Source organism: Blastomonas sp. 34TW (assembly GCF_059803595.1).
The window spans coordinates 242,613-258,787 of sequence record NZ_JAPFGW010000002.1 but is presented as its reverse complement, the minus strand read 5'-3'; the positions used below and the strand labels follow the sequence as shown (position 1 = coordinate 258,787).

14 protein-coding genes and 1 pseudogene are annotated in these 16,175 nt (G+C 65.5%); 5 read left to right on the top strand and 10 right to left on the bottom strand.

All coding sequences use genetic code 11. The features are described 5' to 3' along the window. The first annotated feature begins 50 nt into the window (after positions 1–50). Genes OPU69_RS04365 through nikE form a run of 3 tightly spaced genes read left to right on the top strand, consistent with a single transcriptional unit; the run spans position 51 to position 3,306 of the window. Positions 51–980 carry an ABC transporter permease gene (locus OPU69_RS04365; RefSeq protein ID WP_498509469.1) on the top strand — a complete coding sequence of 310 codons (930 nt, stop codon included), beginning with the start codon at positions 51–53 and terminating at the stop codon, positions 978–980. Then, complete coding sequence (locus OPU69_RS04360; protein WP_498509468.1) at positions 977–1,765, top strand: ABC transporter permease; 789 nt, start codon at positions 977–979, stop codon at positions 1,763–1,765. The genes OPU69_RS04365 and OPU69_RS04360 overlap by 4 nt, the downstream gene beginning before the upstream one ends. Continuing rightward, positions 1,762–3,306, top strand: coding sequence for a nickel ABC transporter ATP-binding protein NikE (gene nikE, locus OPU69_RS04355; protein ID WP_498509467.1), 1,545 nt, complete (start codon positions 1,762–1,764; stop codon positions 3,304–3,306). The genes OPU69_RS04360 and nikE overlap by 4 nt, the downstream gene beginning before the upstream one ends. Positions 3,307–3,346: 40 nt before the next feature. Here the strand turns inward: nikE and OPU69_RS04350 are convergent, their stop codons facing one another. Then, a complete protein-coding gene (locus OPU69_RS04350) occupies positions 3,347–5,713 on the bottom strand; it encodes a TonB-dependent receptor (protein WP_498509466.1) in 2,367 nt (788 codons plus the stop codon). A gap of 194 nt (positions 5,714–5,907) precedes the next feature. Here OPU69_RS04350 and OPU69_RS04345 point away from each other — a divergent pair, with 194 nt between their 5' ends. Continuing rightward, entirely contained in the window at positions 5,908–6,555 is a 648-nt protein-coding gene (locus tag OPU69_RS04345; protein WP_498509465.1) for a TetR/AcrR family transcriptional regulator, read from the top strand. Positions 6,556–6,686: 131 nt separating this feature from the next. Here OPU69_RS04345 and OPU69_RS04340 read toward each other — a convergent pair whose 3' ends face one another. Continuing rightward, entirely contained in the window at positions 6,687–7,919 is a 1,233-nt protein-coding gene (locus OPU69_RS04340; protein WP_498509464.1) for a UbiH/UbiF/VisC/COQ6 family ubiquinone biosynthesis hydroxylase, read from the bottom strand. Positions 7,920–8,058: 139 nt separating this feature from the next. Between OPU69_RS04340 and OPU69_RS04335 the strand changes: the two genes are divergently transcribed. Then, positions 8,059–10,395: a DNA translocase FtsK gene (locus tag OPU69_RS04335; RefSeq protein WP_498509589.1), complete on the top strand. Its 2,337-nt coding sequence runs from the start codon at positions 8,059–8,061 to the stop codon at positions 10,393–10,395. 24 nt (positions 10,396–10,419) lie between these two features. Here the strand turns inward: OPU69_RS04335 and OPU69_RS04330 are convergent, their stop codons facing one another. The 8 genes and pseudogenes from OPU69_RS04330 to OPU69_RS04295 all read right to left on the bottom strand — a co-directional run bounded on the left by OPU69_RS04330 (position 10,420) and on the right by OPU69_RS04295 (position 15,918). Beyond that, the gene (locus OPU69_RS04330; protein WP_498509463.1) at positions 10,420–11,529 is read right to left on the bottom strand and encodes an AI-2E family transporter; all 1,110 of its coding nucleotides are present in this window, start codon (positions 11,527–11,529) and stop codon (positions 10,420–10,422) included. Positions 11,530–11,679: 150 nt separating this feature from the next. Further along, a complete protein-coding gene (gene erpA, locus OPU69_RS04325) occupies positions 11,680–12,018 on the bottom strand; it encodes an iron-sulfur cluster insertion protein ErpA (protein ID WP_060980317.1) in 339 nt (112 codons plus the stop codon). A gap of 129 nt (positions 12,019–12,147) precedes the next feature. Further along, positions 12,148–13,263, bottom strand: coding sequence for an OmpA family protein (locus OPU69_RS04320; RefSeq protein ID WP_482758346.1), 1,116 nt, complete (start codon positions 13,261–13,263; stop codon positions 12,148–12,150). 222 nt (positions 13,264–13,485) lie between these two features. Beyond that, the gene (locus OPU69_RS04315) at positions 13,486–13,896 is read right to left on the bottom strand and encodes a DUF2793 domain-containing protein (RefSeq protein ID WP_498509462.1); all 411 of its coding nucleotides are present in this window, start codon (positions 13,894–13,896) and stop codon (positions 13,486–13,488) included. Continuing rightward, positions 13,895–14,347: pseudogene (locus tag OPU69_RS04310) on the bottom strand (terminase large subunit domain-containing protein); the annotation flags it as partial. The gene OPU69_RS04315 and the pseudogene OPU69_RS04310, both read right to left, overlap by 2 nt. Then, the gene (locus OPU69_RS04305) at positions 14,344–14,817 is read right to left on the bottom strand and encodes a hypothetical protein (RefSeq protein ID WP_498509461.1); all 474 of its coding nucleotides are present in this window, start codon (positions 14,815–14,817) and stop codon (positions 14,344–14,346) included. The pseudogene OPU69_RS04310 and the gene OPU69_RS04305, both read right to left, overlap by 4 nt. A gap of 129 nt (positions 14,818–14,946) precedes the next feature. After that, positions 14,947–15,426 carry an MmcB family DNA repair protein gene (locus tag OPU69_RS04300; protein WP_060979512.1) on the bottom strand — a complete coding sequence of 160 codons (480 nt, stop codon included), beginning with the start codon at positions 15,424–15,426 and terminating at the stop codon, positions 14,947–14,949. Positions 15,427–15,531: 105 nt separating this feature from the next. Further along, positions 15,532–15,918 carry a hypothetical protein gene (locus tag OPU69_RS04295; RefSeq protein WP_066044271.1) on the bottom strand — a complete coding sequence of 129 codons (387 nt, stop codon included), beginning with the start codon at positions 15,916–15,918 and terminating at the stop codon, positions 15,532–15,534. Positions 15,919–16,175: the final 257 nt, after the last annotated feature.

The following is a 16,175-nucleotide window of genomic DNA, read 5'->3' as shown; positions in this document are numbered from 1 at the left end:
GCCAATTTTCCGCATGACGCGCCCCACCTGATCCGCCATGGTCGCAGCCGATGCGCGCCCTGATCCTCAGACGGTTGTTGACCGCGGTCCCGACGCTGTTGCTCGTGCTGCTCGCCTCGTTTGCGCTGATGCGCTTTGCGCCGGGCGGGCCGTTCGATGGCGAGCGGCCGCTGGCGCCCGAGACGCGCGCGGCGCTGGAAGCGGCATACGGGCTCGACCTGCCGATGGGCGAGCAATTCGCCCTGTTCCTGCGCCGCACGCTGACCGGCGATTTCGGACCGAGCCTGGTTTATCGCGACTTTACCGTCACCCAGCTGATCGCGGACAGTCTGCCGGTCTCCCTGACGCTGGGTGGCCTTGCCATCGTGCTGGCGCTGGTGCTGGGCCTCGCGGCGGGAACCATTGCGGCGCTGCGCCCCGGCGGATGGGCGGACGAGACGCTGATGCTCGCCGCCACCATCGTCACCGCGCTGCCCAGCTTCGTGACCGGGCCGTTGCTGGCGCTGATCTTCGGGCTGTGGCTGGGGCTGCTGCCGGTGGGCGGGCTGGGTGACGGGCTGCTGAGCGCGCCGCAATACTGGATCATGCCGGTGATCGCGCTTGCGCTGCCGGTCGCGGGTGCGATCACCAAGCTGGCGCGCGCGGGACTGGCGGCGGCGCTCGCGCAGGAGCATGTCCGCACGGCGCGGGCACGCGGGCTTGGCACCGGCGCGATCATCGCGCGCCACGCGCTGCGGCCTGCGCTCGTGCCGGTGGTGAGCTATCTCGGCCCGGCGGCGGCAGGATTGCTGACCGGCGCGGTGGTGATCGAGACGGTGTTCGCGCTGCCCGGGCTGGGCCGCTATTTCGTGCAGGGCGCACTCAACCGCGATTATCCGCTGATCATGGCGGTGATCCTGCTCTATGCCGCGCTGATCATCGCGTTCAACCTGCTCGCCGATCTGCTCTACGGCTGGCTAGATCCCCGGAGCCGGGCTTGAACCGCATCGCCCTGCCCGGCGCGATCGTCGCGCTGATCGTGCTTGCCGCGCTGCTGCTGCCGATGCTGCTGCCTTGGAGCCATGATGCAATCGACTGGGATCATGTGCGAGCCGCCCCCGGCACCGCAGGCCATGTGCTCGGCACCGACGAGCTGGGCCGCGACCGGCTGGCGCGGCTGGCGGTGGCGACCCGCATCACGCTGCTCGTCGCCTTTGCCGCTGCGCTCGTCTCGATGCTGGTCGGCATCGGCTGGGGCATGATCGCGGGCTGGGCGGGGGGCCGAACCGACGAGCTGATGATGCGGATCGTCGATGCGCTCTATGCCCTGCCCTTCATGTTCATCGTGATCGTGCTGATGGTGGTGTTCGGCCGATCGATCCTGCTCGTGTTTGTCGGCATCGGGCTGGTCGAATGGCTGACCATGGCGCGGATCGTGCGCGGCCAGGTGATGACGCTGCGCCACCGCCCGTTCGTGCTGGCGGCCGAGGCCAGCGGCGCGCCGGTGCGCGTCATCCTCGCACGGCATATCCTGCCCAATATCGCGGGCGTGGCGCTTGCGTACCTGACGCTCACCCTACCGGGCATCATCATGATCGAGAGCTTCCTGTCGTTCCTCGGCCTCGGCGTGCAGGAGCCGCTGACCTCGCTCGGTATCCTGGTGAAGGACGGCGCGGACGACATGGATGTCGCGCCCATGGGGCTGCTGGTGCCCGGCGGAGTGATGGTAACGCTGCTCGTCTGCCTGACGCTGATCGGCGAGCGCTTGCGGGACCGGTTTGCATGAGCCTGTACCGGCTCGAAAACATGGGCGTGACCATTGACGGGCGCGATCTGGTGCGCGGCGTGAGCCTGGAGATCGCACCGGGCGAATGCGTCGCGCTGGCGGGCGCGTCGGGATCGGGCAAGAGCCTGACCAGCCTCACCCCGTTCGGGCTCTCCGCCGGGACGATCACCGGATCGGCGGTGGTCGAGGGACAGGAGCTGGCGGGGCTGGCAGAGGCGGACCTACGCCAGGTACGGCGCGAGACCGTCGGCTTCGTTTTCCAGCAGCCGCTGACTGCACTCACTCCGCACCGGACCGCTGCGCAGCACCTCGTCGAAAGTGCGATGCAGGCGGGCGGACTGCGCCCCGACCAGAATGCGCTGACAGCGATGCTGGACGCGGTGGGTCTTGCCGAGCCGGCGATCAAGCTGCGTCGCTATCCGCACCAGCTGTCCGGCGGCGAACGCCAGCGGCTGATGATCGCCTGCGCCATTGCGCACCGCCCCCAGCTGCTGATTGCCGACGAGCCGGTCTCCGCGCTCGATGCGCATCTGCGCGGAGAGATCATGGCGCTGCTCACCCGGCTGCGGCGCGAGACCGGCATGGGGCTGCTGCTGGTCAGCCATGATCTCGCCTCGCTCGAACATCATGCCGACCGGGTGCTGGTGATGCAGGGCGGACAGGTTGTGGAAGCAGGCGCGGCACAGGCCATCGCGCGCGCGCCACAGCACGCTTACAGTCAGGCGCTTTGGGCGGCGACGCCCAGCCTCAAGGCCGCGCTGCCCGATGACCTGCCTGTGCCGGGCGCGCCGCTGATCGAAGCGCAAGGCCTGACCGTGCGTTTTGCCGGAAGCGGCCTGTTCGCCAAGCCCGTCACCGCTGTCGACGCGGTGGACCTGACCGTGCATCAGGGCGAGGCGGTGGCGCTGATCGGCGGCTCGGGCTCGGGCAAGTCCACCATCGGCCGCGCGATTGCCAGGCTGGGGCCCGTCAGCGCGGGTGCCGTTCTGTGGAAAGGGGCGCGATTGCCCGCGCGCCGCAGCCTAGAGCAGCGGCGAATGATACAACCGGTGTTCCAGGACCCGGTCGCGAGCCTCGATCCGCGCTGGCGCGTGTCCGACATCATCGCCGAACCCTTGGTGCATCTGCGCCCCGACCTGACGAGTTGGGGCCGCGCCGGGCTGGTCAAGAAGGCGCTGCAAATGGTCGAGCTGGATGCCGCGCTGGCGGATCGCAAACCGGCGGGGCTGTCGGGCGGTCAGGCGCAGCGCGTCGCGATCGCCCGCGCGCTGGTCGCCGAGCCCGGGATGCTGGTGCTCGACGAGGCGACCTCGGCGCTCGACCCGCTGGTGGCTGTGCAGATCGTCGCGCTCTTGAAACGGCTGCAGCGCGACCAGCGCATCGCGATGCTGGTCATCACGCACGATCTGGCGCTGGCGGCGCAGTTCTGCCACCGCGCTGCCGTGCTCGATGCCGGACGTATCGTCGAGACAGGGCCGATGGCGCAGCTGATCGCCAGCCCTGAGGCGGCGATGACGCAAAAGCTGGTGGCCGCAAGCTGACGCTCGCGGCCACCTCCCCCTTTGCCAGCAGCAAATCAGGTCAGAACTTGACCGTTCCGGTCACGAACACCTGACGCGGATTGCCGTAGAACGCGGTCGCAACGCCCTCGGTGCCCAGCGTGGGGATGAGATTGCCCGCCGCGTTGCGCGTCGGCGTGCCATCGGGCGCGGTTGCGAGGAACTGATAGCCCGACGTGATATACTGTTTGTCGAGGATGTTCTTGGCGTTGATGCCGAAGCTGAACCGGTCCTCGTCATCGCGCCAGATCAGCGAGGCATCCCAGAGCGCGAAGCCGGGCTGGTCGAGGAAGGGGCTCGGCGTTTCGAACTGGAAGGTCTTGCTGCGATAGCTGACCGTGGTCGAAGCGGTGATGTTGCCCGAGAAGGCCGGGAAGACGCCCGAGAAGGTGCCCGACATCGTCCATTTCGGCGTGTTCTGGATGCGGCGCAGATTGGCGACGTCGATGTTGCGCGCATCGATGAAGCGCTTGTACTCGCCATCGATATAGCCGAGCGTCGCGTTGAAGCTGAGGAACGAGCCGGACCCTGCGAATTCGCGCGCGAACACGGCATTGCCTTCGAACTCGATACCCTTGAACTCGGCCTTGCCGGCATTGGTGGTGACGCCGATAAAGGTGTCGTTGACGCCGTCGCCATTGGAGTCGAACCCTGCGGAACCCGGCACCTGGACGTTGGTGTAATCGGCGTAGAAGCCGGTCAGCGCCAGGTTGATCGCGTTGTCGGCAAAGCTGCCCTTCCAGCCCAGCTCATAGCTGTCGACCGTTTCGGGCTCGAAGCTCAGGAAGTCGAAGATTTCCTGCTGGCTGCGCACGCCGTCGCGGTTGGTGTCGGGCGCGGCGGTCGAAAGCCCGCGCGGGTCGAAGCCGCCGCCCTTGAAGCCCTGCGAATAGCCGGCGAAGAACAGATGGTCTTCGTTCGGCTTGAAGCTCAGCGAGGCGCGCGGGTTGAAATCGGTGAAGCGTGCCTCGCCGTTGAAGTTCGACGTGGTCGCCAGCACCACCGGCGTACCGCCGAACTCGGCCGAACGGCCCAGCTTGGTCTGGCGCAGGATGGTCGAATTGCGCTTGTCGACCGTGTAACGGCCGCCCAGCGACAGCGAGAGCTGATCGGTGAAGTCATAGGTGAAATCGCCGAACACCGACCAGGTATCGGTGCGCACATCACCAGCGGTGAAGGCGTTGAGATTGGCGAGCGTGGTGAACAGCAGCACGTCGAACGCGGTCGAGGCCTTGGCATCGAGATAATAGAATCCGACCAGACCCTTGAGGCGCTCGCCTTCGTACAGCAGCTGGAATTCCTGGCTGACCTGCTCGTTGCGATAGACTGCGGGCACATCGACATCGATCGCGGGCAACGCGTCGAAATCGATCGGGGTGAAGCTGTCATCCTTGCGCCAGGCGCTGATCGAACGCAGCGTCAGATTGTCGGTGAGCTCGGCGGAGATGTTCATCGCCAGACCGAATGCTTCGATATCCTGGCGCGGATTGTTGAGGCCGGCGCGGGTGTCATAGACATCGTTCAGCACCGGCGTGCCGCTGCGGATGCCGGGGATAAGCCGATGACCGTTGCGCGGATCGGACTTGTCGCGGGTATAGTCGCCCGAGATGCGGATCAGCACCGGCGCGCCATAGCCGCCGATTTCGAACGTGCCGCGGCCCGCCCAGACATCGCGGTTATAGTTTTCGAGTCCGCGAATGTTGATATTGTCGCCAAAGCCGCCGCGCGACAGGCGCGCCAGCGTGCCGCCGACGCGGACGATATCGCCGAGCGGGGCTGACACGGTGACCACGCCTTCGGCCTGATCATAGGTGCCATAGGTGCCGCGCACCTTCAGGCTGAAATCCTGCGGCAGCATCTTGGTGACATATTTGACCGCACCGCCGATGGTGTTGCGGCCATAGAGCGTGCCCTGCGGTCCGCGCAGCACCTCGATCCGCTCGACTTCGTAGATGTCGAGCACCGCCGCCTGCGGGCGGTTGAGGTACACATCGTCCAGATAGATGCCGACGCCGGCCTCGAAGCCGGGAACCGGGTCCTGCTGGCCCACGCCGCGGATGAAGGCAGTCAGCGTCGAGTTGGTGCCGCGCGAATTTTCGAGCGTGGTGTTGGGCGTGATCTGCGAGATGTCAGTGATGTCGAGCGCGCCCTGGTTTTCCAGCCGCTCGGCGGAAAAGGCGCTGATCGCGATCGGAACGTCCTGCAGGTTTTCTGCCCGGCGACGGGCGGTCACGACGATCACGCTACCGTCATCGGCGGTGGTCGCTTCCTGTTCCTGCGCTTCCTGCGCGATCGCGACAGGAGCAAGTGCCGTAAGGGCTGCGGCGGCGACGCCCAGCGTGAGCGCAGTGCGCGTGGCGGCGAAACGGGTGAACCCGAAAACGGACATGAACTTCCTCCCTGCATCCTGACCTGTTCGCGGTGCACCGGTTCGTCTCACTGACCGGCCTTGCGCAGAACGTGTTTGTCCATTAGTGAAAGTTGAACCAGCTTTCAACTCTTATCGCATGAGGGGAGACAGCGAGGACAAAATCGGCCAGATGTGTTGCGCGCACGCATCATGTCCGGCAGCGGGAGTGGATCATGGCGGCAAAACCTTCGGCAGCGGAAGAACCGCCCGCGAACCCGGGCGCAGAAGGCGCACGGCCGGACAAGACGCCGCGCACGGCGCGCGGCCGCGCCACGCTGCGCAAGCTGCTCGATGCGGCCGCGATCGAATTCGGCGAGCGGGGCTTTCACGAGGCATCGATCAGCGGCATTACCCGGCGCGCAGGGACAGCACTGGGCAGCTTCTACACCTATTTCGATTCCAAGGACGAAATCTTCCGCGCGCTGGTGCAGGACATGTCCGCCCAGGTCGGCAAGCATGCCGCCGCCGCGATGCAGGAGGCGAGCGGCGCGCTCGACCGTGAACGCGCGGCGCTCAAGGGGTTTCTCGAATTCGCGCGCGAGCACAAGGAAATCTACCGGATCATCGACGAGGCTGAATTCGTCGATTCCGAAAGCTATCGCGCGCATTATCAGGTGACCGCCACGCGCATCCTCAGCCGCCTGCAGGCGGGCGCAGCCGCAGGCGAAATCAGAGGCGATGTCAGCGAACTCCACGCCTGGGCAGTGATGGGGATGAACGTGTTTCTGGGGCTACGCTACGGCATCTGGAACGAGGACATGACACCGGACGCGATCGCCATCGCGGCAAACGACTTCATCACGCGGGGGCTTAAACCCTAGTCCCGCTCTTAACCTCCGTCACTCCCGCGCAGGCGGGGCCCCGCTCTTCTGAGAGGTGGGCACAAAGCGGGTTTCCGGCGTTTGCGGGAATGACGTCGAGCAGCTGACTTGAGCGCCCAAGGGCAAAGCTATCAATCGCTCGCCATCAGCAGTTCGGGCAGGTCGCCGCTTGTTCCCCGCGCCTCGTCGATGATGAAGCGCCGGATCAGGCCCGTGCGCCCGACCAGCTGCATGCCGATGCGCCGCACCAGCGAGGGCGCCTTGCCGGGCAGGCCGTAGAGCCGGTTGAGCACGTCGGTGGCCGAGGCCATCATCGCATTGTCGAGCATCCGCCATTGCTGATAGCGCTTCAATTGCGCGAGATCGCCCGGATCGAGCCCCAGCCGCGCGCCCTCGCCCAGCACATCGGCGAGCGCCGCGACATCGCGCAGCCCCAGGTTCAGCCCCTGTCCCGCGATCGGGTGGATGATATGCGCGCTGTCGCCTACCAGCGCGATGCGCGGCGCGACCATGTCGCTTGCCTGACACAGCGTCAGCGGCCAGCTGCTGCGCGGGGCGATCGGTGTGATTGCCCCGAGAAACCCGCCGCTCGCCTCGGTCAGCGCAGCGCCGAACGCGCGGTCGGACAGCGAAGTCCAGGCATCCGCCTTGCCCTCGGGCACCGTCCAGACGATCGAGGCCATCGCCCGACCCTCGTCATCATCGTTGAGCGGCAGGATGGCGAGCGGACCATCGGGATAGAAAATCTCGAACGCGGTGTTCTGATGACCTTTTTCCAGCGTCACGGCGGTAACGATGCCGCGTTGGCGATACGACCATTGGTTGAGGCCGATCCCGGCCAAATCGCGCGTCGGCGATACGCGGCCTTCCGCGCCGACCAGCAACGAAGCCGTGAAGATGCGGCCATCGGCCAGGCTCACCGTCGCACGGTGCGCATCGACAGCACGATACGCAACCTCGGCCCCCATGACCAGATCGATATCCGCATCGGCGCTCGCGGCCTGATAGAGCGCGGCGCGGAGCAGGCTATTGGGCAGCATCACGCCCATGCCATCGACCCCGGCATCGAAATCGAGCGAACCTCGCCGCAGGCCATCGCTGACCGCGATCCGGTCGATCGGACAGGCATCGCGCCATAGGCTGTCGGCCAGTCCCAGATTTTGCAGCATCTGCCAACTGGTCGAAGCGAGCGCAGAGGCGCGGCCATCGAACGCAGTATCGGCGAGCGTCTCAGGCGTGATCCGGTCGATCAACCGGACGCTGAGGCCATGCCGCGCTACTGCTAGCGCGAGCGAAAGCCCCGCCGGTCCTGCGCCCATGATGAGGATGTCGCTATGGTTACCCAAGGTGATGCTGCCTGTCATGCGCGCCAATGTAGGCGGTCTGCAGACGACTGAACAGGGGCTAGCTGCGCGGAGTCCGTCCCAAGTCCTTGCTTGACGCGGAGTCCATGGTCTGCGCAAAATGGGCGGCATTTACCATATTGCCGGAGAATTCAAGGTTATGGCCAGCCGCGCCGCCACCAGAAACGCGCCCGACTGGCGCGACCTGATGCGTCAGAGCCTGATGCGCAGCGGCAGCCTGATTCTGGCGCTGCTGCTGTTTGCGCTGGTCGCCTTCACCACCATCGCGCTGCTGACCTATCACCAGACCGATCCGTCGTTCAACACGGCCGCAGGCGGCGGCGTCGACAACTGGATGGGCGCAAGCGGCGCATGGATTGCCGATTTCATGCTGTTCCTCGGCGGCCCGGCCAGCGCGCTACTGCTGCCGATCACCGCGGTGCAGGCGCACCGGCTCTGGATCAACCAGCCGCTCGGCCACTGGCGCCGCTCGGTCATCGCGACACTGCTCAGCATGCTGTTCCTGGCAATTGCTGCCGCTGTCCTGTTCGGTGAATCCGCGCCGCATTTCCCGGCAGGGCCCGGCGGCCTGTTCGGCATGATGGGTGCGCGCGGCATCCAGTTCCTTGCCGCATTCCTGCCGCCTGCTGGCGCTTCCTGGGCACTCTATGGCAGCGCTTCGCTGCTGGGGCTGGTCGGCGCGGCGCTTGGCTGGAAGGCGCTGGGGCTGGAGCGCGGGTTGCTGCGCATGCCGCCGATCAAGGTGAGCATGCCCGAGGCGCTGTTCCGTCGCCCAATCGGCCCGGTCATTGACGAAGACGACATGGACGAGCTCGACGATGCTGCTGAGCCGCGTCGTCCGGCACTCGCCGCGCCGCGCAAGGAAGCGGTTCCAGACAACCGTCCGCCCCCGGAAATCACCGAGCCCTCGCTACGTCCCGCCAAGGCGCAGCTTGGCCCGAAGAGCAAACAGGGCGATTTTTTCGGCCCCTATGAGCTGCCCTCGGTCGACCTGCTCGACCCGCCGCCGTCGAGCACCGGCCCTGCGCTCGACAAGATCGCGCTCGAGCGCAACGCGCGCCTGCTCGAGACCGTGCTCAGTGACTTCAACGTCAAGGGCGAGATCACGGCGGTGCGCCCCGGCCCGGTCGTCACCCGCTACGAGCTGCTGCCTGCGCCGGGCATCAAGGCCAATCGCGTCATCCAGCTCGCCGACGATATCGCGCGCAACATGTCGGCACGCTCCGCGCGCGTCGCGGCGATTCCGTGCCGCAAGGAACTGGGCATCGAGCTGCCCAACCAGCATCGCGACGCGGTCGTGCTGCACGAGATGATCGGATCGAGCCATTTTGCCGAGAATAGCGGTCAGCTCCCGGTCATCCTGGGCAAGAATATTTCGGGCGATCCGGTGATCGCCGACCTCGCGCCCATGCCGCACCTGCTGATCGCAGGCACCACCGGATCGGGCAAGTCGGTCGGCCTCAACGCGATGATCCTGTCGCTGCTCTACCGGATGACGCCGGAAACGCTGCGCATGATCATGATCGACCCGAAGATGCTCGAACTGTCGATCTATGACGACATTCCGCACCTGCTCTCCCCCGTGGTGACCGAGCCCGCCAAGGCGGTGCGCGCGCTCAAATGGGCGGTCGAGCAGATGGAAGAGCGCTATCGGATGATGAGCGAGCTCAAGGTGCGCAGCCTCGTCAATTTCAACGACAAGGTGCGCGTCGCCAAGGCCAAGGGCCTGCCGCTGGGCGAAGAGGTACAGACCGGCTGGGATCCGGTCAGTGGCCAGCCGCAATACGAGAAGAAGCAGCTCGATTACGAGCCGATGCCGCAGATCGTGGTGATCGTCGACGAACTCGCCGACCTGATGATGACCGCCGGCAAGGAGGTGGAATTCCTGATCCAGCGGCTCGCACAAAAGGCGCGTGCAGCAGGGATCCATCTGATCATGGCGACGCAGCGCCCCTCGGTCGACGTCATCACCGGCGTGATCAAGGCCAACCTGCCGACTCGCATCAGCTTCCACGTTACCAGCAAGATCGATTCGCGCACCATCCTGGGCGAACAGGGCGCGGAGCAGCTGCTCGGCAAGGGCGACATGCTCTACATGTCCGGCGGCAAGCAGGTCGAGCGCGTGCATGGGCCATTCGTCTCGGATGAGGAGGTGCGCCGTGTCGCCGACCACTGGCGCGGCCAGGGCCAGCCCGATTACATCCAGGCAGTGACCGAAGAGCCCGAGGATGGCGGCTTCGCGCTCGATGGCGCGAGTCTCGACGACAGCCCCGAAGAGCAGATGTACCGCGCCGCCTGTCAGATCGTGTTCGAAAGCCAGAAGGCTTCGACCAGCTGGCTGCAGCGGCAGTTGCGTATCGGCTACAACAGCGCCGCGCGGCTGGTCGAGCGGATGGAAGAGGACGGCTATATTAGCGCGCCCAACCATGTCGGCCGGCGCGAGGTGTTCTGCGACAAGGATGGCAATCCGCTCTGATCGGGACCGGTCGGCCGGGCGGGATCAGTCCTGCCCGGCGATCCGGATCGGCTTGGCGAGCAGGGTCTTCACGTAAAGCCGCTGGACCATGACATAGGTCACGACAGTAAGCGGAGCCGAGAGCAGCACGCCCAGGAAGCCAAAGACCAGCCCGAAGGCGACGACCGCGAACAGCAGCACCGCAGGAGGCACATCGACCGCCTGTTTCTGGATCATGGGCTGCAGGAAATTGCCCTGAATCTGCTGGACGATCAGGAAGAGCACGACCGTCCACAAGGCTGTGGTCGGCGACACGGTGAAAGCGAGCAGGACAGCCGGAACGCCCGCGATGACCGGCCCGACCATGGGGATGATGTCGAGCAGTCCGGCGATGATCGCCAGCCCCCCCGAGGCCGGCACGCCCAGCGCCCACAGCCCGCCGCCGGTCAATACCGCCACCACGACCGACGAGACGCCTTGGCCCATCATCCAGCCGCGCAGGCCCCGCGAAGCGTCATCCAGGGCGTCCGAAACCGGCTGCTCGGCACGGGCCGGCAGGAGCAGCAGCAGGCCGCGCCGATAGACACTCGGATCGCTTGCGATAAAGATCGCGCCGACGAACACGAGAACGAAATTGGCGATCGCGTTGGTCGCGGTCATCGCGAACCCGCCGAGCCGCGACGCCAGGCTTGAAAGATCGCCGCTCCCCTGTTGCACGATCTTCCGCGCCTGCTCGCCCAAGCCCACCTCGTCCAGCTGCGCCTCTACCCGATCGATTGCGGGCGGAATGCTCTGCTGAATGGTGTCGAACTCATCGGCAATCTGCGAACCGAACAGCGTGAAAGCTCCGGCGAAGACCGCCAGCAGCAGAAATACGGAAATGGCGAGGGCCGGCCCGCGCTTCATTCCGGTAAAATCGCAAACCCGGCGCGCGATGGACGAGAAAATCGCCGCCAGCACCAGCGCTGCAAAGACGAGCAGCAGGAACTGCGTCAGTTCCATCAGCAACCAGGCGACACCTACCACAGCAAGGACGGTGAGGGTTATGCCGGCAACCCGGCCAGCCTCCAGCCGCGTCATGGCATGCGGGCTGATATGGCCCGGGGCTTCGGGATCGCGATGCTGCGCATCGGGCGCCATAGCGGGATCGATCACGCACGGCCCCTGTGATTGCAGGCGATTTTTCGCTGCGATCGAGCGACGATCGCATGATGCTGGCTGGATTTCATCTGCACCCCCGGTCCTATGCCTTGCCGCTCAATACGAAAACCGGCGGTTCGGGTTCCCCATCAGGCCAGCAGGCATTCAGATCGAGAAACTGGAACCACAACCGCATCCGGATGCAGCGTTGGGGTTGGTGACCTGGAATGCCGACCCGCCAAGCGATTCCACGAAATCCACCGCGCTGCCGCGAACAAGATCGAGGCTGATATCGTCAACGACCAGCGAGACGCCATCGGTTTCGGTGACGATATCGTCGGGCTCGGGCGCATCGGCAAGGCCGAAGCGGTACTGGAATCCGGAGCAGCCGCCTCCCTCCACCGCGAGACGCAGGATGGCGGGCTTTTGCTGCTTGGCAGCAATTGCGGCCACGCGCTTGGCCGCAGCGGGTGTCAGGATGATGTCGGCTGATGGAGTGTCCATACGCCCTACATAAGCGCGACGTGGTCCTTGGGCAAGCAGGCGACATGCCAGCCATGGCGCCCCAACAAAAAAGGGCCGGTCCGAAGACCGACCCTCTTTGTTACCAGACCCGTAGGTCCAGCGTTTGGCTTACATACCCGAACCCGGACCGTAGGTGATTTCCACGCGACGGTTCTGCAGTTCACGAACGCCATCGGCGGTCTGAACGCGGTTGCGGGTTTCACCGAACGCCTGGGTGCTGATGGCGCTGGCCGGGATGTTCCGCGAGACCAGATAGGCCTTGACGGAGTCGGCACGACGCTGGGACAGACCCACGTTGTAGGTGGCAGCACCCGAACGGTCAGCGTGACCTGCCAGCATGACCGGCACCGAACCGCAGCTGCCGTAAGCGGCAACGGCGTTGTCGAGAATGGTCGCAGCTTCCGGCGTGATGTTCGACTTGTCGAAGTCGAAGAACACGATGTACGGACCCTTCTCGCAAACCGGCGGCGGAGGCGGCGGCGGAGGCGGCGGGGGCGGAGGCGGCGGGGGCGGCGGCGGAGGCGGCGGGGGCGGCGGCGGAGCCGCTTCTTCACCACCGAAGTTGTAGATGATGCTGCCCAGGATCGAGTGGCTGCGGAAGCGGCCGTCGAACTCGCGTCCGTTGACGCTCAGCAGATCGACCGAATCGCTGTTGAAGAAGCGATACTTCAGACCCACGTCCCAGCTGTCGCTGATCGGAGCACGAATGCCCGCCAGAACCTGCCAGGCAAAGCCGGTGTCCGAATCGTCGATATAGGGGCCAGTGCCCGGCTGGGTCGAACCGTTGAAGTCGGTACGAGCGACGCCGACGCCGCCACCGACAAAGCCCTGAAGGCCGTCATCGGGACCGAAGTCGATCAGGCCGTTGACCATGAATGCCAGCGCATTGGCGCTGCCAACCGAGGCAAAACGACCAATAGCGGTCGGAGCGGCACCGCGCGAGATGCCAACCTGCGTCTGAACGTCGGTCAGGTCCGCTTCGCGGTAGCTGACTTCTGCTTCCAGACGGAACGGACCGAAGTCGTAACCGACGACCGCACCGACATCGTATCCGGTGTCCGAATCAACGATGGTGGCGTTGTTCAGAGCGCCGACATCGAACTCGATGTCTTCGACGATCATGGCGCCGCCTTCGACACCGACATACCACTGACCGTCGCGGGCGAAAGCCGGCGTCGTCAGGGCGGTAGATGCCAACGCCAGTCCAACGACTAACTTGCGCATAGATTTTCCCCTTATAAGTAGGATTTGGAACGACAACTCGGCAACGTTACTAACGCCAAGACAGTTGCCACGCAAGCGCGGTTTTGGCCGGACTGTTGCCAAAATGTCGCCATTTCAGGGGGTGCCACGCAAAAAATGCACGTCTGCTGCAGCCTGTCGGACAAGGCAGCGCAACCGAGAGTAACACACCGAATCATAAACGCATATTAGGCTTGAGATCAATCACGTAACGCTGGCCAGCCCCGCCTGCTGTAGAGCTGCGAGCACCGCGGCAAGGGTCGCGCGAGCCTCTGCGTCGACAATCGATCCGCCCACCGGCGCGGCGATCGGGGGATAGGCAGACCATGCGCTGCCATCGAACCTTCGGCAGACCGCCGCCATGTCATCGCGCAGCTGCATCCCGGCCGGCGCGGTGGCAAATCGCCACCCCCCATCCGTGCAGATGGCGATCTTCCCTGCTTGGCCGACCCAGGCACCGATGGGGGCGGGGCCCACGATCCACGCCTGACCGGGTGCAGGCGCGAGCGGCGCAGGGTCGTTCAGCATGGCCTTCACGGCGCCGCGCAATAGCGCGTCCACCAGCACCAGGGCCTCGTTATGGGTGATTTCCTTCTGTGCCTGTGCCGGATGCATGGCTGTGCTCGGGACCGCGCAACCCTTCGGGCTCGGCGGCGGAGAACAGCACCGCCTGCGCCCCACCCGGCCAGCGCAACCGGCGCAGCGAGGGCTCCCAGTGCGGCCGCACCTGCTCGGGCGCGATCGCCAGCAGTCCGCTCTGCCCCTCGACCATCACGCTGCGCGCCTCGGCCAGGTTCGCTGCGACCAGCGCGATGCGCGCGTCGGCGACCGACTCGCCGATCGCCCGCACCCATTCGGCCCCGGCGCGCGTCTTGCCGAAACCGCGCCCGGCGAGGATCAGCCAGGTGCGCCAATCCCCGGGTGGCGGCAATTGCTGGGGGCGCGCCCAGAACGGCCAGTGATGCGCCAGCGCTGCCACCGCGCCATCGGAAAGGCCGTCCAGATACAACCGCGCGGCCTCGCCTGGCATGGCCGCCAGCCGTTCGGCCAGCGAAAATTCTGTCATCGGCTGCCAGGCGCGGTCGCATCCGGCACTGCCTTGTCTGCTGCGCCCGCATCCAGCCGTTGCCGGATCTGCTCCAGCGTCGCCGCGAGCTGATCGCGCGCGCTCCTGGCGACCAGCGGATCGGGTGGCTGCTCGGCGCGGGCCTTCTCGGCGCTCTGCTTGTACGCCATCAGCAGCTTCAGGCCCTGCGCATCGTCGAATTCGGTCGCCTTGCCGATGCTGCCGTCGGGGCGCTTGACCGGCTTGATCGTACCGAAGCGTGCGGTCTTGAGCATGCGGAACTCAAGCTCGTCATAGCCGGTGGCGATCGCCATCTGCCAACCATGGCTGAATGCCGGGCAGTTCGCCCGCAGCCGATAGACTGCCGAGCGTGACACTCCGGCGCGCTTGGCCGACAGCGAAACGTTCGATGTTTCGGCAAGATGGTCGAGGAACACGCACAGGCTTTCCTCCGACAGGCTGTCGGACAAGTTCGTCTCCGCAGGGCACAGGATAAGTGAGAGAGCCTGTCGCCGGGTCACTCCCGACTCGCTCCATCTCGATGTTCCTGATTTGTACCAAATCAGCGTGACGATGTCAAGAAAAAATAACCAATGCGGTTAATAGAGCTCGTCGGGCGGCGGCGGGTCAAGCATCAGGTTCAACCGCCGCAGCGCCAGAGCGGCCAGGCGCTGGGTCTCGCTCTTGCGCCGGGCAGCCGCCAGCGGACGCGTGGCGGCGGGACGAATGATCTCGGCATCATAGGCATCGGCGACGATCAGCCCGGTGACATCGGGCAGAAACGCCTCGCCACCGACCAGCCCTGAATCGAGCGCCGGACAAAGCCCCCAGTAGAACCGGTCGCAATGGTCGAGATACTCGCCCCATTTGGCATCGCCCAGCAGATCGGTGCGCGCCACCTTGATCTCCACGATGATGATCTGTCCACGAGCATCGATGCCCATCAGATCGGCGCGCCTGCCATTGGGCAGGGCCACTTCTGAGGCCACCCAGATCTGATTGCGCCGGAACAGCCGCCCGATTCCGCGCGCGACCGCTGCCGCGCCGGCTGGCGGGCCGCCGGGCGAGGCGATGGGCATGATCGGCAGATCGCTCGGGTCAGCCGAGCGCAGGGTCTGTGGCAGGCGCGTGTCCATGCCACCTGCTAATACAAAACGGGAACAAAGGAAAGCCTGCGCTCAGCTTCAGCAATATTCGGGATGGACGCTCGTCGGCTTGAGCACATCCGCAAAGGCTTGGCGCGATTCGCGATACAGCAGGGCCGCTGCCGCTTCGGCGCGATGTCCGCGCCCACGCGCCTGTTCGAGCGCCGCAAGACCAGCCTGCAGTGCCGCGCAGGCCGCGTCGAGCTCGGTCGCCATTCGGGCGGTGACCATGGGCTCGGCCTGGGTCAGCCAGGCCGCGAGCGCCGCGCGTTCGCTCAGTCCGGAAACGGGTTCGGCCGCCGAGCGACCCGACCATCGCGCCAGTATCGCGAGCACGGTACCGATCGCATCGATTCGCGCGAGCAGCGAATCGATAGTCGCGCTGGCGCGCGAATCGGACTGGATCGGCAAGAGCGGAGCAAACATCGCGTAATACCGTGGTGCCATCCGGTTAACATCGCGATAAAGGTCCGCAACGGATCATTTCCGTGGCGCGAAAGACACAATCTTTCACAATAGCCGCATATATTAGCATTTTTCTCTTGTGCACCGCAGCACAGCGGGGCAGCATTGCTGTCGCTGATTGTGAGCACTCCATATGTGGCGCCAAGGGACGCCAGCAAAAACAGAGAGTAGCCACTGCAGCGCAGGCGGGACGAAACGCATCCAGTTGAAAGGAAAAA